Source organism: Candidatus Desulfosporosinus nitrosoreducens (assembly GCF_030954495.1).
Lineage (GTDB): Bacteria > Bacillota > Desulfitobacteriia > Desulfitobacteriales > Desulfitobacteriaceae > Desulfosporosinus > Desulfosporosinus nitrosoreducens.
Genome location: NZ_JAVHUW010000073.1, coordinates 116,486 through 136,918 on the forward strand (window position 1 = coordinate 116,486; position 20,433 = coordinate 136,918).

Below are 20,433 nucleotides of genomic sequence, written 5' to 3' on the forward strand. Positions count from 1 at the left end.
AAAGCTTTGGCGGTGTATTTCTTTTAGGAGACATCTTGGATAATTTTCTGCATTTGCCAATACATGCCTTGGAAATCAGCTTTTTCGTCTACCCCTTGCCGGGTAAACTCCTGAATCCGGTCCCTATGCGCAATAGCAGCATCAATCTTGGGATTGCTTCCCGCGACATAAGCACCTATATCAATCAAGTCTTTAGCCTCGCGATAGATCGCTAAATGTTCTCGTATCTTACCGGCTAAGATCTTATGTTCAGAGGTAATGACGTCTGTCATGACCCGACTCACCGACTGTAAAATATCGATGGCCGGATATTCATTTTGCATCGCCAATTCACGGGTCAAGACAATATGTCCATCAAGAATTCCCCGCACTGAGTCGGCAATCGGTTCATTGTGATCGTCTCCATCTACTAAAACTGTGTAAATCCCTGTTATACTTCCGTTCTCAGACATCCCGGACCGTTCCAAGAGTTTCGGCAACAGCGCAAAGACTGAAGGAGGATAGCCGCGGGTCGCCGGAGGCTCCCCAACCGTCAAGCCAACTTCCCGCTGCGCCATCGCAAAACGGGTCACTGAATCCATCATCAAGAGAACATGCCGGCCCTGATCTCTAAAATACTCGGCGACAGCCGTCGCCGTAAAAGCCGCTTTCAGCCGTACTAAAGCCGGCTGATCCGATGTAGCCACCACAATCACCGAACGGGCTAAGCCCTCAGGGCCAAGATCTTTCTCGATAAAATCACGCAGCTCCCGCCCCCGTTCTCCGACCAGACAAATGACATTAACGTCGGCAACGGTGTTTCTGGCCATCATGCCAAGCAAGGTACTTTTACCTACTCCGGACCCGGCAAAGATCCCCATTCTCTGGCCGCGGCCAATCGTAATTAAGCCATCGATAGACCTCACTCCGACCCCCAACACCTCGCGAATCCGGGGACGCGTTAAAGCATTCGGAGGAGATTTTTGCAAAGGATAGGCAGCTTCTGTGCTAAGAGGCCGCTGATCCAAGGGATGGCCCAAGCCATCGAGAATTCTTCCCAACAATTCCGGCCCCACCGCAACCGTCAGTTTCTGAGCTTGGGGAAGTACCCGGTCTCCGGGCGCTATCCCTTCCAACTCCCCTAAGGGCATCAGCAAGGTGGCGGAATCTCGGAATCCGACCACTTCAGCCGGTATCTCCCCGGCAGTGCGCGTTACAATATGACAATACTCTCCAACACTGGCTCTCGGTCCGGCGGCTTCAATCATCAAACCTATAATTTTCGAGACACGCCCCTGAGAAGCAATCGGTTCAGTTTGTTCCACTGTCTGAGCCAACGAATTCCATACTCCCATGTTCGAGCTCCTCTCGTAAGGCGTTTTCCAGTTTATTCAACTGAGCTTCTACCCGGGCATCGAAAATACCTTCCTGACACTCTAAATAACAATCTCCGGAACTCAGAGATTCATCAATCACTCCCGGACAGGGAAAATGATCGTCTTCTAATAAATAGGCGTCCCCCGGAGACACATGAAGCCTCCAGCCCTGACGTTCCTGGGGCAGCAAGGTCAGAGAGCGAATAATATTCATTAAACGCTGAGGTTCCAGGGTCAAGGTCGAACGTATTATACGCTCGGCAATCTTAAGCGCTAAGTGCAGCAGCTCCGCATCTACCTTAGCGTATTCTTCCTGAACCGCCCTCTGCGCCAACTGAAAAAGCTGGTTTGCGCGCTGTGTTTGTCTTTTTCCTTCCGCTTCTCCAGCCTCCAGACCAATCTTATATCCTTCGGCTTGCGCAGCCGGGTAGATCTCAGTTTGAGCAGTTCGGGCCGCCTCCTCCCGGAGACGATCCGCTTCCTCCCGGGCTTGGGCAAGAGCCTGGCGTGCCTCCTCTTGAGCCTTTGCCAGGATTTCCTGGGCAGCTGCCTGAGCCTCAGCCAAGATTTTTTCGGCCTTTTCTTGAGTCTCGCTGATCGAGGGCAGCGGCTCGACCCATTCCGGAGGATCTGCAGGGATGGGTACACTTTCCGCCACGGTTAAAACGGAGAGATACTCTTCTAAACGTTGAAAGCCTTCGTTGCACTCTACCAGGCGCGGAGCAGATACCTCGACATCTTGACGTTTAACGACTCTGCCGTTAATAGATAATTTCATCACTACCCCCCCTGGAGACAACGATCGCTCCGCTCTCTTCGAGCTTGCGAATTACTTTAACAATTCGTTGCTGAGCTTCTTCGACATCGCGCAAACGCACAGGTCCCATAAATTCCATATCGTCTTTGAGCATCTGAGAAGCTCGGGACGACATATTGGCCATAATTTTCTGCGCAACTTCGGGATTGCTTCCTTTCAAGGCCAAACCCAGATCCTTCGTCTCTACTTCGCGCAAGACCAACTGAATCCCTCGGTCATCCAGCATAATAATATCCTCGAAGACAAACATCTGACGTTTGATCTGTTCCGCCAAATCCGGATCATCCATTTCCAAGGAATCCATGACAACTTTGACCGTTCCGGGATCTGTACGGTTCAAGACATCCACAATACTTTGAATTCCGCCGGAAGATGTATAATCCGTCGGAGCAAGACTGGAGATCTTGCGTTCCAAAACTTTTTCGATTTCCTTAAGCACTTCCGGACTCGTTCGTCCCATTGTGGCTATGCGCTTGGCGACGTCCGCCTGTCGCTCCGGAGGGAGGCTGGCCAGCAGCGTCGCCCCTTTGTCCGGCGGAAGGTGGGTCATAATCAGAGCGATGGTCTGAGGATGTTCTCCCTGGATAAAGGAAAAAAGCTGTTTGGGGTCCGTTCTGCGCACAAGGTCAAAGGGACGCATTTTTAAAGAAGAGGATAAACGGCTGATGATCTCAAAGGCCCGGGTTTCTCCTAAAGCCCGCTCCAGAACTTCCCGTGCATAATCAATTCCACCTTGAGAGATATAGTCATTGGCAATGCACATTTGATGAAACTCTTCAATCACATAATCTCGCTGCTCCGGCGATATTTTGCGGACATTAGCCATCTCCAGGGTTAATTGTTCAATTTCCGTCTCCCCAAGATGTTTGACCACCTGTGCCGAATTTTCCGGGCCTAAAACAATCATGAGAATGGCCGCCTTTTGGATGCCCGTTAAAGCCTGTGTCATTTAACTCTCCTCCGATAGCCATGTCTTCATGAGGCGAGCGACCTCATCTGGATTATTGCGTGTATAAAGTTCAACCGATTCCTTCGTCTTTTGCCTCTCGATGTCCTCGGCTGTTTTGGCGTTTTTAGTGGCCAGGCTCACTCTGGCCTCCTCTTCAGCCGCTTCTTGCTCGGCTAATAACAACTCGGCGGTTGTCAAAGGAACGGGTTGGGAATTCTCCAGCCCCAAAAGCTTTTCAGCCCGAGCCTTCTTGGCTCGATTGCGCAGGTAAATCAGGAAAAATACCAATCCCAGAAAGACAGCGGCCCCTATCTCAGCATAAGTCACTAACTGCTGACGTTTTTGGGCATTGTCCATCGCCAGTCTTTCTTGCTCTAAGTCCGTCTTATTAAAAGGTATGGCGGCAACTTGAATTTGGTCTCCGCGCGTGGAGTCTACTCCGGCGGCGGAGGCTACAATCGTTTTAATCTGATCAAGCTGAGCTTGGGTGATACTATCTGAATCAGCCATGACCGACACGGAAAGGCGTTTGACCGCTCCCGGACTGACCACTTGCTCCTCTTGAGTCGTGTCTACTTGATAATTTTTGGTTTCGGTACTTTTAGTCGAGGTTGAATTTCCTCCCGTGCTCCCGGTAACATAAGTAGGCACGGAATTTGTGCTGGTACCGGGTACCCCTCCCGGCGCCGTTCCGGTGCTATTGGTCGTACTTTCATTAGTGCTCTGTTCACTGACAACAGCACCCGGGCCATTAACCTGCTTGGTACGTTTTATCTGATCGAAATCCAAAGCGGCGCTGATTCGAACCACAGTTGTGCCCGAACCAAACACTCGATCCAGCATGCTTTGCACTGATTTACGAGTATCCTCTTCCACCGTTTGCTGCAGTTGATACTGAGTCCCTGTCAAACGTTGAGAATCCCCATTTTTCCCCAATACATCCGAGAGGACGTTTCCATTCGTATCCACAATAGTTACATTCTCCGGTTGCAGTCCTTCGACAGAACCCGCTAAAAGATTAGCGACTGCCCGAACTTGGTCATCTTGTAATTTCGTACCTGGAACAAGCTTCAAGGTAACCGCTGCCGTTGCCGCTTTCTGACTATCCACAAAGAGAGAAGGGTCCGGCATAACGATGTGAACCCGCGCATCTTGCACTCCATTTAGGGTCTTCAAAGTATTTTCTAGTTCATTCTGCAATCCGAGAACATAACGCAATTTTCGATCCGCATCCGTTTCACCGAGATGCACAGTATCTAAACTATCAAAACTAAACTTGCTTTCCTGAGGGAGTCCGGCGCTGGCCAGCTCCAAACGCAGATCGGCCGCCGACTGCTGGGGAACCATAATCGTTGAACCATTGTCAGCCAGCTTATAGTCCGCCTTTAAGTCTTTGAGTTTGGCCACAATTGCCCCGGCATCGGAATCACTCAGCTTCGTAAAAATAGCCACATATTGGGGAGTACTGGCCCAAGCAATCAAAAAAAATAGTACTCCGGCAACGACGAGAGGAGCAACTACGGTAATTATTTTTTGTGGGCTAGAAAGCTTTGACCAAAAATTTCTGATAGAATTTCTTATTCCAGCCCAAGAAAAATCCATTTTTTGCCCCTCCTCTTGATTATCATCTTAAACCAATCCTGTCTTCATTAAATAAGGACTTACCCGAATAAACAGACTCAATGCCCCCTAAAAACAGCCGCAAGCCGCGTATTCTCTATTAGATCCCCACTACAATTGCATGCGCATGATTTGATTGTAGGCGTCAATTACTTTATCGCGTACGGAAACCGTCATAGACAAAGACAAGTTGGCTTTTTGCAAGGCTACCATGACAGAGGACAAATCCTGAACCTGACCTGTTGCCAGCTGAAGACTTGCCGTATCAGCTTTCGTCTGTAAATCATTAACCTGACTTAAGGCATCTTGAAGAAACTTAGAAAAATCAGCCCCTGCTTGCTGCGTCCCTCCTCCGCTGCTTGCGGCGGGTGTGCTTTCAAGATTTGCGGGAGTGAGCGGACTAAGGGCACTCAAAGGAACAATGGGAACTATCGGCTGTATACTCATTTACCTTTACCCCTTTCCAATCTCAAGCGCTTTGGCTGCCATTGATTTGCTGGCATTCAACGCTGTGACATTCGCCTCGTAGGCTCTCGACGCCGAAATCATGTCAACCATTTCCGTAACCATATTGACATTCGGCTGGCGAACATACCCAACGGGCAAACCTTGTTCCGCAACTTTCACCGCATCCGGGGAATCCGGGTTATATTCCAGCCGAAAGGGATCTTGAACATCGTTCTGAATACTGGCCACCTGCACCCCGTTGCCAGGTCCGTTTTGCCCCAGTACCTGACCGAGAACGCCCGCAAAGGAGGTTGTCGCTGAGGCGGGGCGCGGCACAAAAACGGAGATTTGCCGGCTGTAGGGAATCTGGTTGCCCGCCGGAGTCAGCTGCCCGGTGCGGGTTGTGTTAATATTGGCGATGTTATTCGATATCAGATCCATCCGCAGCCGTTGAGCCGTTAACCCTGAAGCGCTGGCATCAATGGAATCAAATAAACTCATAGGTTCCCCCTCCTCATCACACACTCAACAATTGCCTTGCCAATGTCCCCCAGAGGCACAATCCTGTCAGCCAGACCGGCTTCCACAACAGATCTCGGCATTCCATAAACGACACAAGTCTCTTCCGACTCCGCTATGGCAAACCCGTCGGCGGCTTTAAGTTCCTTCATGCCCTTCGTACCGTCACTCCCCATTCCCGTCATTACAACTCCAAGAGTACCTTTCCCAACTTCCTTCGCCAAAGAAAGAAACATCACGTCAACCGACGGGTGATAGAGAGTGGGTATGGGAGCTTCTTCGCCAATGGCTAAGGTCAGCTGACCGGATTTGCGCACGACTTGAAGCTGTTTACCTGCCGGAGCAACATACACAGTCCCCGGCTTCAGCGCCTCACCGTGGATTCCTTCCCGCACATTCAGAGCGCATAGCCCATTTAAGCGCTGGGCAAGGGGAGCTGTAAAGCCGGGAGGCATATGCTGCGCTACTAATACGGGAACCGGAAAATTAACAGGCAGGGCCGGCAGCACCGCTTGAAGTGCGGAAGGTCCGCCTGTAGACGTACCGATAGCTACAACTTGTATCGGATACTTAGGGAAGGAGCTTTTCCCGGAACCCGAAAGACGCTGAGACTGTGGCGCCGCCGTATTTGTTGGCGGACTCGCAGAACTCCCTGCAGGCACGCTTGCAGGGGTGCTGCCGGAAATGTTTCCGGGAGTACCCGGGATCGTCCCTTTGCTTCCTCCGGATGGCGTTCCGGTTCCTAAGGACGACTTAATTCCTTGACGTCCTAAACGCTCCGGATTCACACCGGCCGCAGCTTTTACTTTTTCCACTAAATCGCGGGAGAGCGCCTGTAGATCAGCCCCCGGGCTTCCCGAAGGCTTAGCCACAACATCAAACGCTCCCAGATCAAGAGCCTTCAATGTTGCTTGTGCCCCTTCCGTCGTCACGGCGCTCAAAATAATGACGGGTGTCGGCTGCCAGCGCATAATCTCATCTAAAGCCTGAAGTCCATCCATCACTGGCATCTCGACATCCATCGTCACTACCTGGGGGCGAAGGGCCTGAAGTTTCAGAATCCCTTCCCGCCCATCCCGGGCCGTGTCTAAGACTTTAATATCCGGATTTTGATTAAGTATTTTTTGAAGAGTCAAACGCATAAACGGAGAGTCATCGACTATCAAAACTCCTAGCGGAGTTTTATTTGCTGCGCTCATAGTTTAGCTCTCACCCATGATATGTTCTAATTCTAAAAGAATCAACAACCTGTCCCCAATTTTTCCCACTCCACGTATGAATTGCGAATCCATACCTAAAGCTACCGGCGGCGGCGGCTCAATGGCTTCGCTGTCCAAACGCAGCACTTCCGTGACACCGTCCACTCGAATGCCAAAAACCTTTGCCTCAACCTGCAGTACGATGATCCGGCTGAGATCTGTCTCTTCAACCCGGTCCATGCCAAAGCGGTTGCGTAAACTAACTACAGGAATAACGTTCCCCCGCAAATTAATGACTCCTTCAACATAACTGGGCGCTTTCGGCACTCTGGTTATGGGTGGAATGCGGATAATTTCCTGAACGAGCATAATATTAACCCCAAACTCTTCCGACCCCAGGCTAAAGGTTACCAATTGTTCTTCCGCCATATTAAATCCTCCCTATTTTCGAAGTTTGTTGTTTAAAGTATGAGAACTTTTTAATTTATAAGTTAAAGTATAAATTTAAGGCTTTCGCTGTTCATAAATCAGATAACTAAGATTAGTTATTGCGGTTAGCCAAGACATCCTGCATAAGAGAGCCGATATCGAGAATTAAGGTTACTTTCCCGTCGCCAAGAATCGTCGCTCCGGCTATTCCCGGAAGATTGCTGAGAAAATCCCCCAGGGATTTGATAACAACTTCCTGTTGACCGCGCAGTTCATCTACAATAAGTCCTAAAGCCTTGTCTCCGAAGCCCACGACTACAACAAAAATTTCGTCACTTAAGGTTTCCGGAACAGGCAGGCCAAATTTCTCCTGCAGTGAAATCAAAGGCAGAGTATTGCCGCGCAGCTGAACCATGGGCAAGCCGCCGACAGTTTTCATTTCCGCCCGGTTGACAAGCAAGGTCTCCAGAACAGAAGAGAGCGGAACAGCATAAATCTCCTCACCGACCTCAACCAGAAGAGCCTGAATAATTGCCAGGGTCAGCGGCAGGCGAATCGTGAACGTGGTGCCTTTGCCCCGGCGTGTTGTGATGTCCACCATACCTCCCAGGTTGTTAAGAGCTTTTTTAACAACATCCATGCCGACTCCCCGGCCCGAAATGTCCGTGACTTTGTCGGCGGTGCTAAAGCCCGGCAAGAAAATGAGATTAGCGATTTCCCGTTCCGAGAGCTCCTCTCTTTCCCCTATTAAGCCCCTCTCCACAGCAATCTTGCGAATCTTATCGAGATCAAGACCCGCGCCATCATCCGTAATTAAAATTGCAATATGGTTTCCCTCGTGATAGGCATCCAAGGTCACTGTGCCCACTTCCGGTTTACCCATGGCACGGCGCACTTCCGGCTCTTCAATTCCATGGTCCACAGAATTCCGAATCAGGTGCATTAAAGGATCTCCGATCACTTCAACCACAGTTTTATCTAATTCCGTGTCTTCCCCTTTCAGGACAAGGTCAATTTCTTTACTTGTTTTCTTAGCGAGATCCCGGACTAATCTGGGGAAGCGGCTAAAGACAGTTCCAATAGCCACCATCCGCAGACGCATGACACTCTCCTGCAAATCATTCATGAGGCGGCCCAGATAGACATTGGCCTCATTGAGACTGTTTACCATGCCGTCCATTTGGTACTGAGCTTTTAAATCCAGGCCGATTTGGACCAGACGCGTGCGCGTGATGACCATTTCTCCGACGAGATTTATGAGATTATCCATACGGGCCGTGTCCACCCGAATAGTATGTACCTGCGTGCTGGACTCTGTATTGGTGTTCGAGACCTCGGGAACACGCGGCACTGCTTGCGGCGACGGCAAAGACTCTGCTGTCGTCCCTTGGGGAACATGGTTTACTTGATTAGAAACCACTTCAGACGTCTTACCTTCGGCAGCATTATGCGGCGCTCCTCCGACAGGCGCTGCTTCCGCTTCTTGGGGGAGGGGAACTGACACCGCCGGTGCTGCCGGAAGTTCCTCTTCGGAGGTAACTGTTCCTTCAGGGTAAGGGTGAATAACGACCTCTTTCAACTCGGAAATTTCCAATAGCTCTCTGCGGATTTCGCCCGTTGACTCGTCGCAAAGCACAAGCAGGGAGAAGCTGTCTACTTTCCCGGCTTCCAATTCTTCGACACTCGGCAATAATTTAATGACCGCTCCAATCCCCTCAAAGCGCTGAGTCGCCATGACGGCCCGCACTGCTTTCATGAGCGTGTTAGGCTCTAAAGTAACGTCAACTTGATAAACTCCATGCCCTAAACTATAAGCATCTTTGACTTGGGCGCTTTCCTCCGGATTGAGGGCAAAATCAAGGGGAACAAAGTCATCCTTGGTTTCTTCTTTTTCTATAGAAGGCTGAAGATTCTCGTTAGCGGCGAGAGGCTCACCTGACAACAAAGCTTTCATGGAAACCACCAGATCTTCCGAGCCAACCGTGATTCCCTGACGTTTTTCCACTTGTTCAAGCATCGCCTTAACGCGATCCGTAACTGCCAGGAGTACATCAATAACTTCCAGGGATACGTCCATTTTTCCCTGACGCAAACGGTCCAGTAGGTCCTCCGCCGCATGAGTCAAAGCAACAATCGGGGTAAACCCCATTGTCCCCGAAGCTCCCTTCAGGCTGTGAGCTGAGCGAAAAAGATCATTGATCAGGCCGATATTCCCTCCCTCTTTTTCCAGCTGCAAAAGTCCCGCTCCGAGCTTTTCGATCTGTTCCTGGGAATCCAGCAAATAAAACTCTAAAAACTCTCCTAAATCAACGCCTTGATTTTTGCCATTATCTTGGCTCATGTATTGCCACCCCTATCCTTAATGATAAACCCACCATCAAAAAAATTCCAGATTTATTCCTGCTTCCAAAAAAATGTGTTATGTATCAGCAAATTATCTTGGGACGATATTTAGAATACCTTTCCCAAAAGATTTTTTAATCTTACTTTTATTCGCCATCTTTTTTAGAATTCCTCCAAAAAAACAAAGAAACATCAGCAACCTCTTTTTTCCTTCTTATACTAACATCTCCTCTCAAAAGCGTATATAGTTTGTCGAATAAAAATGTGTAGGACTTTTGGGCAAAAAAGAAACAGGACCCCCCATGGCATCCTGTTAAAAATTTATGAAAATTATTAAAATTTATGAATAAGAAAACTGCCTTTTAAAAACTTTTTTAACTATCGCTCCCAATTAGTCCGGTTACTGTGAACGGAACCTGTAACATTGTAAACATCCATTACTTGACGATGTTTCTTAATGCGGTTTCTCCTCGACTGCAGACATTCAATTATGAATTTGTTATCCTGCTGAACTTCATTAAGCATGTCTTGCCCAGCAGACGAATCCTTGAAGCCGTCATCAGGCGCCCGCTCGATTTGGGGTTGCAACTTCCCGCGCTGCTCCAGCAGCTTGTAAAACAACTCCATATCCTGTTTCGTTATAAACTTGACCATTTCTTTAGTTAAGAAGCGATAATCCTGCCATAGTGCCTGTGCTGTTTTCTCTCCCATTACTTAGCAACCGCCCGCTCCACATGGGTTTGCTTCATCGCTCCCTCCCAGGCATCCCGCAGTTCCTGTAAAACCTGTTTCGCTTGCTGCAATGATTCAATATCCTTTTTAATATTTCCTTGGATCAAGCAATATTCAACATACTCGTAAAGTTGTGCCCAAGGTTTGGACAGATCGTAACTCATATCCAAAGTGCGAACAAATTCGCGGACGATATCCTGCACCCGCATATTAGCGTTATGAGCTTTTTGAATGTCTCCCTGTTCCAAGGCCATAATACTTTCATTTAAAAACCGCAATGCTCCATTATATAGCAGCAAGGTCAGCTGGGCCGGCGAGGCTGTCATTATTTGTTGATTTTTATAGGCATTCATCTGCGAATTCATGCTAAGTCCTCCTTATTTTTATCAACTGCTGCTCGTACCCAGCATTGATGCCAACCAGCCGCTTTGAGCACTAAGCTGCTGAATCGCCACCTCCATGGCATTGTATTGGGTGTAATATTGACTTTGCATCGTGTTGTAGGTGTTTTGTGCGTCGGTTATCCGTTTGGCATATGCTTGAATCTCCACAGCCAGGTTGCTATCCGAATCATAGGACGCCGTAGCGGTCGTACCGGCTATCTGCTGAATTTGAGTCATCGAGTTCTGGATAGTGTCATACAAGCGTCCGGCAACTCCCTGGGTGGAGAAATCAGTTTTCGTAACACCGCTGGAGTCTGTCGTTTTAGTTCCCGTCGAACCGAACAACTGGTTTAAGACATTCGGATTGGCCTGCAGCGCCGCCCGCAAAGTATCTGTGTTTAAAGATAGTTTGCCGCCTTCCGTATAATCACCGGTGGTAATACCGATTGAGGATAAGCTGTTATAGGGGCCTGTAATACCCGATACAGGAGAAGAAACTGAACTTCTTATACTATTTACAAGGCTCGTTAAGGTTGAATCGTTGTAGAGCATCCCGCTCTGAGCTTTCTGATTCCAAAGTGTGATATCCGAGTCACTCATGGAAGATTTCTGTGAGCTGGTGAGCGGCGGGTAACTGGAATATCGCGGCTGAGTTATGTCTCCATTCAACTCGGCAAGAATTTTGTTATAGGCATCAACGAAAGCCTGAACGTTAGACACTGCCGTATCAATGTCGCTCGTAACACCAATACTGGTTGCTTGTCCTTGCCCACTGAATTGCTTAGTTGTGTTATCATAAGACAAACCTGAGGAAACCCCTGTCAGGCTATAGGTAACACCGGAGATAGTGAACGTATTACTGTTTTCAGTCAGGCCTACCCCATCCAGCTGAAATGCGGCATCCTGACCGGTTACCGGGCTGCTTGTATAAGTACCGGAACCGGGAGAAGTTTCTGTAATTCCCCCGTTAAGTTTTAAGGTTCCGCCTAAAAAATCCAATCCGGCCTGATCACTGCCTGCAAAGCTAATACCCGAAGAAGCCCCCACATTAGTAGTACTCAGGAAGAACCGGTCTAAGGTGCTGTCATAGTTAGCCTGGACATTAATACCGGCACTGTTGATTTTACTGACGACGTCATTAATAGTGTCCGTCGTGGGATCAATCGTTATGGTCTGGCTTGCGGATGAACCATTAGAAAGCGTTATCTGAAAAGAGTCAGTCGAGGTCATCCCAAATTGTTGAGCCAGGGTTCCCATAGTACCCGTGGAAATAGAAGCTGTACTCGTCAGGTTAACCCCACTGGCGAGCTGGGCGACAACCAAAGAGTGATTCACATTGGCAGCGGAGGCATTAGCCGTTGCCGTCGCCACAGAGGTATTACTGGAAGAAACCTTATTAGGACTCAAGGTGGCTTGGAGCTTGTAATTAAAAAGGGTACTTGTCTTAAAGGTGTTGAGGTCATCGTATACGGTATTATAAGCAGATTTTTGCCATTGCAGGACCGTTTGCTTCTGCGTTAGAGAATCTTCTACGGCCTGCTGCCCGGCCATTAACTTTTTAACAATGGAATCAACATCAACGCCCGAACCGGAAAGTCCATAGGTTCCCCCTATAGTACTTGTAGTAGTAGTTGTACTCGTTGATCCAATGATAGTCATGGACATAACCTCCTAACATTAATTATTAGCTATATCTTTTTATCCAGCAACACTCCCACATAGTCTCGAATCGCTGCTATAGTATCGAGAAATTCATGGGGCGGAAACTCCTTCAGGACTTTATTGTTCGTCGGATCAACAACTTGAACCATTAATTCGTTGGTTTTTTCATGAATCTTGAAGCGAATCGTGGAATTCATGGATTCCACAAACTGATTCATAGCCTCGGTCATTTTCTTTACTTGCTGCGTGTCAACCGGTTTCTTAGCACTTTGCTCATAAGCCGGATCTGCCGAGGTATTATTGGTATTTGCCGCCAAACCGCCTGTTGAGACCTGAGTATCTGGAGTTTTCTGCGTAGTACAGACCGGATTATAACTACCTTGCGTGTTTATTGCACTAATGTCCAAAGTCAACACCTCTGATTTATTTATATCATCGTAAATTATTCTTTGAACCTTTAGGGTTAAATTGAAAAAGATGAAAAAGGACCCGAGAATTTATGATTCCCTGGTCCTTTTCCAAGCTCTGGATTAGGCTTTGCTGTCAATATTTTGGCCAAGATTCGGTTGCACAGATTGTTCCATTGACTTTGTAATTAAGTCGACAACGGCGTCCCCTTTTTCTTTAGTTACATTCATTGCCATTTTCGTCACCGCCAGGCCGGCTTGCTGCTGCATTTTAGACTGACTCATCATTACCGACATTCCCGCTATATCCATGTTTCCCCTCCTTGTCTTATTACTGCCTAACCAATTGTCATGCCTAGGCAGCTTCACTGGAATATCATCTATTTTAATAATTTTAGCCGATCACCGGCCGGAGAATATTGACGGCACAGCTTGTAATACTGCTTTGCCTTTTCAACATCACCTAAGCATTCAAAAATTATACCTATGTTGTAATTCGACAAATATGAGTTTACACCTTCTGCTTTACTTTCTTTTTTGCCAATACATTTTGTAAAACTTTCGACCGCCTCTGTAAACATTCCGTTGTTCATGTAGACATGGCCCATTAGAAACAGATAGTCCGGCGAATTGCCATAAAAGTTAATATACTTTTTAATATTCAAGGCTTCATTATAACAGCCACTATTAATTAAAGCATATCCATAGGATTCGATTAAGTTTTCTACGTAATCAAAGCTAAAATTAAGTATTAGATCTAATGCTTTCTTGAAAAATTCAATAGCACTTTTAAAGTCTCTAAGCAAGTAATAGGACTTGCCCAATTGGTAAAGAAGATAAGGGTTATCTGGGGTTTGAATCAAAGCCAGTTCCAGAAGATTCATATTCCTCGCTATTTTATTAGTTCTCTTCAATACCTCTGAGGTATAACCAATATGTTCTACTTTTATTGCCACAGGAGCTCTTTGAAAAAATGATCCTTTTAAACAAACAATTTGCTCATGGATCATACCTTCATAGTGAAAATATTTACGATTAAACAAGCGGCTTACTCTTTCAACATATCGTTTTTCTTCATCTAAATCACCTGTGATATTTATAATCTTGATGCGTCCAATAATATCTTCTTTTTTCCGCATTAGCTTTTGTAACTCCTCTGCATGAAAAGAAATTATTATTTCATCCGCATCCAAAATAAGTATCCAATCATTAGTAGCTTTTTCAATTGAAAAATTCCTTGCGGCAGAAAAATCGTCACACCAGGAGAAATCATAAACTTTGTCGGTAAATTCTAAGGCAATTTCCTTCGTTTCATCTGTAGAGCCTGTATCAACGATAACAAGTTCTAACCCATGGTTACATATACTTGCCAACGTACGTTGAAGAACAGCGCTTTCATTTTTAACGATCATACATACACTTATAGCCAAATTCGTCACCCAAGCCACTCATAGTTATTTGTTTTATCCTACGCACAAAAGAACTGAACACGAGCTTCCTAATTTGCTGAATAATCGTAACCGCTTCTTCTAAGACCCGAAACCGTGTAATAATAAGATCACTGTAAATAATGTATCTAAGAAAATTTCATGGAATATCAATGATCATTTTCCTCAAGTAGTTTCTGGTATGCTTGTATTTGTTTCGTACTAATCAACCACGGATCAGCTCCGTTATAGTAATTCTTATACCATTCGACAGTCATGCTTAGTGTATCAAACATATTCATTTTTCTTGCCCAACCCAATTTTTGTACGGCCTTTGACGAATCGAGTTTCAAATAATGCGCTTCATGCTCCGTTGCGTCGGATTTAGCTATCCACTTAGCATCCTTGCCCCATAAGCTGCAAAGTGTTTCCACAACGTCTTGAACCCTCCATGCATGACTATCATCCGGACCAAAATTCCAGCTTTCGGCATATTGTTGTCCATTAAACCATAACATTTCAGCCAGACGAAGATATCCTGCCAATGGTTCCAAGACATGCTGCCAAGGCCTGACTGCTTCGGGATTGCGAAGGAAAATTGGCTCTCCCTGTCTTATGGCCAGAAAACAATCCGGAATAATTCTGTCGGTAGCCCAATCGCCGCCACCAATAACATTACCAGCCCGTGCAGTGGCAACTTGCACTGCGTTTTCTGCCATAAAATAAGAACGACGATAACTGGAAGTAACTAGTTCGGCACACCCTTTACTGCAACTATATGGATCATGTCCACCCATCGGATCATTTTCCCGATAACCCCACAACCATTCTCTGTTTTCATAACATTTGTCACTGGTGACATTCACAGCAACCCGAACGCTGTCCACGCGGCGAACCGCTTCTAACAAGTGTGCCGTTCCCATTATATTAACTGCCAGGGTGTCAATCGGGAATTGATAAGAGTGTCGCACTAAAGACTGAGCTGCCATATGAATTATTATTTCAGGCTTGAACTGATTTATATGTTTATGTAAATAAGGTAAGTCCAGTATATTACCTTCAATACTGATCATGCCCTCTTGAGCTCGGGTTAACTCAAATAAAGAAGGATTCGAAGGCGGCTGGAGCGAATAGCCGCAAACTTCTGCTCCCAACGTTTGAAGCCATAGGCTCAACCAACTCCCTTTGAAACCAGTATGTCCAGTAATAAAAACCCGTTTACCAAGCCAAAAATTATTCAAACTCACCATACCTTCCAATGGAGTTTTCCAGAAATCAAAAACTCTTCCAATCCAGATTTAATCCTCTTGAAGCGTTTGTTATATATCAAAATACTGTCATAGAGATTCCTAGACACTCTCTCCAGGTTGAACGTCTATAGTATAGAGAGGATGAACTAATTTTCTAATAGACTACTCCAATATCTTAACAATAAATCTTGGGGATATGTCTTACTAAAATGGTGAAGAGAACTTTTTGATTTATCATCCAAAATACATCGCGACATTTTTACAAATCGTATTAGTTTCTCTTTTGCATCGTCATTATCGCATTCGGGTATACAAGCCTTGAAAATCTGCCGTTCACTTGGGGGTAGGCAAGATAAAAACCATTCAGAAGCTGTTCTCCCAAACACTCTTTGAAAATTAAAGGTACGTTTACCAGTAAGCAAAATTTTGTCGTAGATTGTATGAAGTTGCAAAACTGTTTTTTCAACCATAAAATTATTTAATACAAACTCCCGAGCCTTTTCTCCTAACTTTACACGTTGATCCGGGTGGTTATATAAATAACTTATTGCTTCAGCATATTCCTCTTCATTTCGCACCAATAAACCAGTTTCATTATGTTTGATTAAAAATTGCTCCGCACATTGATTTAAACACACAACGGGCAGCCCTGCTGCCATCGCTTCCAATAAAGCATTTTCAGTTGTCCCAAAATGCTGTGGATTTAAAATATAACCAAAAACATCAAACCAGGATAATTCGCTACTAACATCCTTAACATAATCACGAAACACAAATTGATCAGCAATACCCCCATTATTAGCTTGCTTTAAAATCGTTTCTTGGTTTGTTCTATCTCCAACCAAAATAAACTTAATATTTGGTATACCCTTTATATATTTACAGTAGTCCACAAACTGAGGGTGGATTTTGGAAAAATTTTGGGTACCAATATAACCAATGTTAAAGCCATTATGCTCCTTCTTTTTTATAATTTTCAAATGCTCAAAGCCACCTGAGCTATTAATCATAACACACTGATTTCTCGCAAAACTTTTTTCAACCTCATTCCAAAATGGATTATAAAACGAATAGTTTGATGTAAAAACGAATTTGTCTGGCATTGCCAAAAAATCAACAGGCAAATAAGGATAATTGCAACCTGAAATATGACTCCAAACAACCAAACGGACATTAATATGAGGGAAATTAGTAATTAATTCTGCTAACTTCGGATGGTGCCACCATTCTATCTGCACGATATCCGCTTGTTCCATTTTGGATTTTATCATTTCCACATTAGAGCCAGATACAACAGTAACATTGACACCACTTTCTTCACAAATGTCCACAAAATGCCGCTTTTCTGGATGCTCAAGCATAATAATTTCATGTAAATATTTGTTATTATTGTTTTGTGCATAAGTACATATTCCCGACAGAACTTTACCAACACCACCACCCATGTGGGCGGTAAGGTGTACAATTTTTTTTGCCAAGTAGATCATTCCTTTTAATTACCACTGCCATTTATGCCCACAAGGGGCAAACCACCGAAAAGAAAATAATCAATTGTTACTATATAGCCCATAAAGTTTCGATATCTATAACACCCATAATATTACCTTATTTCAACCTCTTGATTATCTCTTCACTATAGTTATCTAGGTCATCTTCAGGATGATACATGCAGATCATATTTCCACATTCTTTACAAACAGGTATACTATTCTTTTCCCCTTTTAAATGAGTAAGACGCAATTGCTTTATTTTTTCACTATTCCATATTTCTTTCAAAGTCAACTTTTTCATATTCCCTACAGCAAAATGCTTAGGCAGTCCTAACGTAACACATGGATAAATATCACCATCTACATCAGTATACATTGAATAGAACAACATAGGACAAACTTTTGTTTCTTTCGCCGGTTCATTATACATTGTATACCGTTTGTCTACTTTACCATTGCAATCATTTGTAAGCGGCTGGCAATCACTCAAATGCTCAATAAAAATTTCATCACAAATATTACCAAAGGCATTATAGAATATAACATCTTCGCCTTCATAAAGGGCCACATCAATTATTTTTATATAGATCTTACATTTACCGCGATTATCATAAAAATACTTAATTCTTTTTACAAGTTTTTCAAAATCAATGTTAACGTTACTTGTTTTTCTATAGGTTTCGGAACTTAAGCCTTGCAATGAAACCTTAAAACTATCTAGGCCGGCATCTACTAATTTATGTACTATTTCATCTGTTAGCAAAGAAGCATTGGAATACATTTCTACGCGCTCAGCAATATCATTCCGCTTTAAATATCTAATCATCTCTGGTAAATCTTTATTCAAAAGCGGTTCCCCCATTCCAGAAAAGACAACAAGTTTCAACCGCTTTGCAAATTCTTTCATTTGATTTGCTAAAACTAGAAACTCATCATAAGTCATTAATTTGAAAGAAAAACCAGTTTGGGCTACTTCTTCTTTATCAAGTGAGTGTGTGCAATAGAAGCAACGGAAATTACAGATTTGTGATACCGATAACGTCATTCTAAATGGTGAGTCTAAAGGAAGTACCTTCCCTAATTCTATTCGATCTTGCATATAAGCTGGTTTGACCACTGCTTTCATACTATAAACACCCCATATTGATATTATTATAACGCATATATAACAGATTCCTCTAACGTCGCATTATAGTGTCTAAAATAAAGTTTATAGTCAGGATTCATTTTTTTAATTAATAAAGGGATTTCGATATAATCTTCCACTCTATGATAGCAACATATTGATAATTTAGGTCGATATTTTTTAATAGTCATTTCTGCTCCCAATAAGGCATTATATTCCGCGCCCTCAATATCCATTTTAATTAATGTAACTTTTTCGTTTTGAATTTGTGCGTCAAGTGAGATTGCTTTAATAGTTGAAGTCGAGACAGGCTGATTTAATTCGGTAACTCTAGAACCTGAGGCTAACCCAGATGTATCAAAGTATAATTCTTGATTTTTATTCCACAATGCCTTTTCATATAATGTTACTCTAGAATCATTTGAGTATTTAGTTTTTAATAACTCCATGCTAGAATGGTTAGGTTCAAATGCGTATATTTTAACTTTATCATTCATTTTAAGAGCTATATCAATTTCTTCACCTTCGCAAACACCTGCATCTATAATAACCTCATTATTATTTAGGTAAGGAATAACATCATTGTTATAATACTGATTAGGTTCATATAAGCTAAAGTCAATCGGACGACCATATTTCATATTATCAATTAAGGACTTATATATATAAATTGATTTTTCGTCTTCAAACATACCCATTACTTTGTTTAATTTATCTTTATTTTCATTGAAATAATAATAAGCCTCTATATGCTGTGCCGAATAAATATCATAATAATAAAGTCCCATTGTTTGCAATTGGGATAATATCGATAATACATGCGAGACACCAGCTGTTATAATAATAGCAGTTTCTTTTGCTTTAAATTTTTTCAACATTTCCGGTAACATTACAGGAATATTATCTATAGAAGTATTTTGTTTTGCTATGTTATTATCAACCCAATAAATCGGTTTCGGTATAACCTTTTTATCTATACAAAAAGTTCGATAAAACCTCACTCCAATACCACCCATACCAAAGAAAACTAACTTTTTATATCCCAAGCTTTCTAAAGATGACAAATAATAATTATTCATTAGCATTTCCCCTTTGTTTCAATTTTTTAATGATTAGTTTTAACATATTCTATTTGCTGTTGGTTGACAAGTTCAAATCTTATATTTAGATGATACTTCAAAAACTTTTAGTTACTATATTATTAAAAGCTTTAAGATATTTAGGTGGTTTTCATCGCTAAGTAAGATGACACTCTTAATGAGCCCAGGCCCCCAATATGAGTCAAATACCCTGATGGTTTGTTTGATTTTGAGGACTATCTTTGCTTAAGTTTTATTATAAATAATAGGAGATCATAATTTTTAATTTAATCATATCTTATAATTTTACTTATACCATCTACCAACTTAACTTTAGCTTCCCATTCAGGCAATTGCTGTCCGACATTCCATGGCATCATAACTTCCCTATCCCTATAAGGTTTTCCACCCCAGATAATATTTATTTTTTTTCCCAATGCCTTTTCAATTAATAACACTAAATCCTTTAATTTTATGGGATTTCCTGACGTAACTGCATAGTCACGTAAATACTTACTATGATTGGAAAACAAATGTTTTAATGAAATTATGAATGCTTCAATAACATCGTCTATATAAACCAAATCAATATATTGTTCACCTTCAGACATTAATAAGGGAACATTTGTATTGATCGAATCTTTAAGCAGTGAAAATAGCTTTTTTCTCTTATCGTTAGGACCATATGTATCGAATAATTTTAGTGTAATAACTTTTAATGGCGTTGTTTTTTGATAATAAATCAGCATACTTTCAAATGCTTGTTTTGTAGCCGCATATAGACACACAGGGTTATAAGCTTCATTTTGATAATGTTGCCAGGATGTCCCCGTATTGATAAGTCTATAAACTCCGTTTTTTACCATAGCATCAATCAACTGTGTACCAAATAAGATATTGCTCTCAACAAGTTTAGCAATATCCTCATATTGATGCTGAGGTAGAAATAAGGAAGCTAAATGAAATACGACCATTGGTTTCGATTTAGCGACAATATCCATCATATTACTTATGATTTCATTATGGACATGTATAGTAATTCTGTCGTCAGTTAGTTTTCTCACCTCAGATAAATCAGAACCCTCACGTGCAATAATATGAACTTCCCAGCCACTACTTACTAAGCGTTTGGAAAGATGGGAACCAATAAAGCCCCCTGCCCCAGAGATTAAAGCTACTTGCCTTATTTTATTCATTAT

The 20,433-nt window shown here is 43.5% G+C and carries 20 protein-coding genes; all 20 read right to left on the reverse strand.

Annotated features, from left to right (window positions below; translation table 11 throughout):
* Window positions 1-23 precede the first annotated feature (23 nt).
* Window positions 24-1,334: a flagellar protein export ATPase FliI gene (fliI, locus tag REC12_RS21520; RefSeq protein ID WP_308897864.1), complete on the reverse strand. Its 1,311-nt coding sequence runs from the start codon at window positions 1,332-1,334 to the stop codon at window positions 24-26.
* On the reverse strand, window positions 1,291-2,133 hold the full coding sequence (locus tag REC12_RS21525; RefSeq protein WP_308897865.1) for a FliH/SctL family protein: 843 nt from the start codon (window positions 2,131-2,133) through the stop codon (window positions 1,291-1,293). The genes fliI and REC12_RS21525 overlap by 44 nt, the downstream gene beginning before the upstream one ends.
* Window positions 2,117-3,121 (reverse strand): flagellar motor switch protein FliG, encoded by a 1,005-nt coding sequence (gene fliG / locus REC12_RS21530; RefSeq protein WP_308897866.1) that lies wholly within the window; start codon window positions 3,119-3,121, stop codon window positions 2,117-2,119. Before fliG ends, REC12_RS21525 begins: the two co-directional genes overlap by 17 nt.
* Window positions 3,122-4,723, reverse strand: a complete 1,602-nt coding sequence (gene fliF, locus REC12_RS21535) for a flagellar basal-body MS-ring/collar protein FliF (protein WP_308897867.1) — start codon at window positions 4,721-4,723, stop codon at window positions 3,122-3,124.
* Between the two features lie 129 nt (window positions 4,724-4,852).
* On the reverse strand, window positions 4,853-5,188 hold the full coding sequence (gene fliE / locus REC12_RS21540) for a flagellar hook-basal body complex protein FliE (protein ID WP_308897868.1): 336 nt from the start codon (window positions 5,186-5,188) through the stop codon (window positions 4,853-4,855).
* 6 nt (window positions 5,189-5,194) lie between these two features.
* Complete coding sequence (gene flgC, locus REC12_RS21545; RefSeq protein ID WP_308897869.1) at window positions 5,195-5,689, reverse strand: flagellar basal body rod protein FlgC; 495 nt, start codon at window positions 5,687-5,689, stop codon at window positions 5,195-5,197.
* Window positions 5,686-6,906, reverse strand: a complete 1,221-nt coding sequence (locus REC12_RS21550; RefSeq protein ID WP_308897870.1) for a protein-glutamate methylesterase/protein-glutamine glutaminase — start codon at window positions 6,904-6,906, stop codon at window positions 5,686-5,688. The genes flgC and REC12_RS21550 overlap by 4 nt, the downstream gene beginning before the upstream one ends.
* Window positions 6,907-6,909: 3 nt before the next feature.
* Window positions 6,910-7,335 (reverse strand): chemotaxis protein CheW, encoded by a 426-nt coding sequence (locus REC12_RS21555; protein ID WP_308897871.1) that lies wholly within the window; start codon window positions 7,333-7,335, stop codon window positions 6,910-6,912.
* 112 nt (window positions 7,336-7,447) lie between these two features.
* Window positions 7,448-9,676, reverse strand: a complete 2,229-nt coding sequence (locus REC12_RS21560; RefSeq protein WP_308897872.1) for a chemotaxis protein CheA — start codon at window positions 9,674-9,676, stop codon at window positions 7,448-7,450.
* Window positions 9,677-10,056: 380 nt separating this feature from the next.
* Entirely contained in the window at window positions 10,057-10,389 is a 333-nt protein-coding gene (locus REC12_RS21565; protein WP_308897873.1) for a hypothetical protein, read from the reverse strand.
* A complete protein-coding gene (gene fliS, locus REC12_RS21570) occupies window positions 10,389-10,775 on the reverse strand; it encodes a flagellar export chaperone FliS (protein ID WP_308897874.1) in 387 nt (128 codons plus the stop codon). Before fliS ends, REC12_RS21565 begins: the two co-directional genes overlap by 1 nt.
* 21 nt (window positions 10,776-10,796) lie before the next feature.
* A complete protein-coding gene (gene fliD, locus REC12_RS21575; RefSeq protein ID WP_308897875.1) occupies window positions 10,797-12,452 on the reverse strand; it encodes a flagellar filament capping protein FliD in 1,656 nt (551 codons plus the stop codon).
* 29 nt (window positions 12,453-12,481) lie between these two features.
* Window positions 12,482-12,862: a flagellar protein FlaG gene (locus REC12_RS21580; protein WP_308897876.1), complete on the reverse strand. Its 381-nt coding sequence runs from the start codon at window positions 12,860-12,862 to the stop codon at window positions 12,482-12,484.
* A 123-nt stretch (window positions 12,863-12,985) separates the two neighbouring features.
* Window positions 12,986-13,174, reverse strand: a complete 189-nt coding sequence (locus REC12_RS21585; protein WP_308897877.1) for a YjfB family protein — start codon at window positions 13,172-13,174, stop codon at window positions 12,986-12,988.
* Window positions 13,175-13,242: 68 nt separating this feature from the next.
* Window positions 13,243-14,301: a glycosyltransferase gene (locus REC12_RS21590; RefSeq protein ID WP_308897878.1), complete on the reverse strand. Its 1,059-nt coding sequence runs from the start codon at window positions 14,299-14,301 to the stop codon at window positions 13,243-13,245.
* 158 nt (window positions 14,302-14,459) lie between these two features.
* Complete coding sequence (gene rfbG / locus REC12_RS21595; protein ID WP_308897918.1) at window positions 14,460-15,539, reverse strand: CDP-glucose 4,6-dehydratase; 1,080 nt, start codon at window positions 15,537-15,539, stop codon at window positions 14,460-14,462.
* A gap of 146 nt (window positions 15,540-15,685) precedes the next feature.
* The gene (locus REC12_RS21600; protein WP_308897879.1) at window positions 15,686-17,017 is read right to left on the reverse strand and encodes a glycosyltransferase family 4 protein; all 1,332 of its coding nucleotides are present in this window, start codon (window positions 17,015-17,017) and stop codon (window positions 15,686-15,688) included.
* Between the two features lie 127 nt (window positions 17,018-17,144).
* Entirely contained in the window at window positions 17,145-18,155 is a 1,011-nt protein-coding gene (locus REC12_RS21605; protein WP_308897880.1) for a radical SAM/SPASM domain-containing protein, read from the reverse strand.
* A gap of 26 nt (window positions 18,156-18,181) precedes the next feature.
* Entirely contained in the window at window positions 18,182-19,234 is a 1,053-nt protein-coding gene (locus REC12_RS21610) for an FkbM family methyltransferase (RefSeq protein ID WP_308897881.1), read from the reverse strand.
* Between the two features lie 287 nt (window positions 19,235-19,521).
* Complete coding sequence (locus tag REC12_RS21615; RefSeq protein ID WP_308897882.1) at window positions 19,522-20,430, reverse strand: NAD-dependent epimerase/dehydratase family protein; 909 nt, start codon at window positions 20,428-20,430, stop codon at window positions 19,522-19,524.
* Window positions 20,431-20,433 lie beyond the last annotated feature (3 nt).

What these genes read in the sequence shown, in the direction of transcription:
- rfbG (WP_308897918.1), bottom strand. Translation starts at nt 15,539, where the DNA reads ATGGTGAGTTTGAATAATTTTTGGCTTGGTAAACGGGTTTTTATTACT.
- REC12_RS21555 (WP_308897871.1), bottom strand. Translation starts at nt 7,335, where the DNA reads ATGGCGGAAGAACAATTGGTAACCTTTAGCCTGGGGTCGGAAGAGTTT.
- flgC (WP_308897869.1), bottom strand. Translation starts at nt 5,689, where the DNA reads ATGAGTTTATTTGATTCCATTGATGCCAGCGCTTCAGGGTTAACGGCT.
- REC12_RS21585 (WP_308897877.1), bottom strand. Translation starts at nt 13,174, where the DNA reads ATGGATATAGCGGGAATGTCGGTAATGATGAGTCAGTCTAAAATGCAG.
- REC12_RS21560 (WP_308897872.1), bottom strand. Translation starts at nt 9,676, where the DNA reads ATGAGCCAAGATAATGGCAAAAATCAAGGCGTTGATTTAGGAGAGTTT.
- REC12_RS21610 (WP_308897881.1), bottom strand. Translation starts at nt 19,234, where the DNA reads ATGAATAATTATTATTTGTCATCTTTAGAAAGCTTGGGATATAAAAAG.
- REC12_RS21615 (WP_308897882.1), bottom strand. Translation starts at nt 20,430, where the DNA reads ATGAATAAAATAAGGCAAGTAGCTTTAATCTCTGGGGCAGGGGGCTTT.
- fliS (WP_308897874.1), bottom strand. Translation starts at nt 10,775, where the DNA reads ATGAATTCGCAGATGAATGCCTATAAAAATCAACAAATAATGACAGCC.
- REC12_RS21550 (WP_308897870.1), bottom strand. Translation starts at nt 6,906, where the DNA reads ATGAGCGCAGCAAATAAAACTCCGCTAGGAGTTTTGATAGTCGATGAC.
- fliG (WP_308897866.1), bottom strand. Translation starts at nt 3,121, where the DNA reads ATGACACAGGCTTTAACGGGCATCCAAAAGGCGGCCATTCTCATGATT.
- REC12_RS21605 (WP_308897880.1), bottom strand. Translation starts at nt 18,155, where the DNA reads ATGAAAGCAGTGGTCAAACCAGCTTATATGCAAGATCGAATAGAATTA.
- REC12_RS21525 (WP_308897865.1), bottom strand. Translation starts at nt 2,133, where the DNA reads ATGAAATTATCTATTAACGGCAGAGTCGTTAAACGTCAAGATGTCGAG.
- fliD (WP_308897875.1), bottom strand. Translation starts at nt 12,452, where the DNA reads ATGACTATCATTGGATCAACGAGTACAACTACTACTACAAGTACTATA.
- fliE (WP_308897868.1), bottom strand. Translation starts at nt 5,188, where the DNA reads ATGAGTATACAGCCGATAGTTCCCATTGTTCCTTTGAGTGCCCTTAGT.
- fliF (WP_308897867.1), bottom strand. Translation starts at nt 4,723, where the DNA reads ATGGATTTTTCTTGGGCTGGAATAAGAAATTCTATCAGAAATTTTTGG.
- fliI (WP_308897864.1), bottom strand. Translation starts at nt 1,334, where the DNA reads ATGGGAGTATGGAATTCGTTGGCTCAGACAGTGGAACAAACTGAACCG.
- REC12_RS21565 (WP_308897873.1), bottom strand. Translation starts at nt 10,389, where the DNA reads ATGGGAGAGAAAACAGCACAGGCACTATGGCAGGATTATCGCTTCTTA.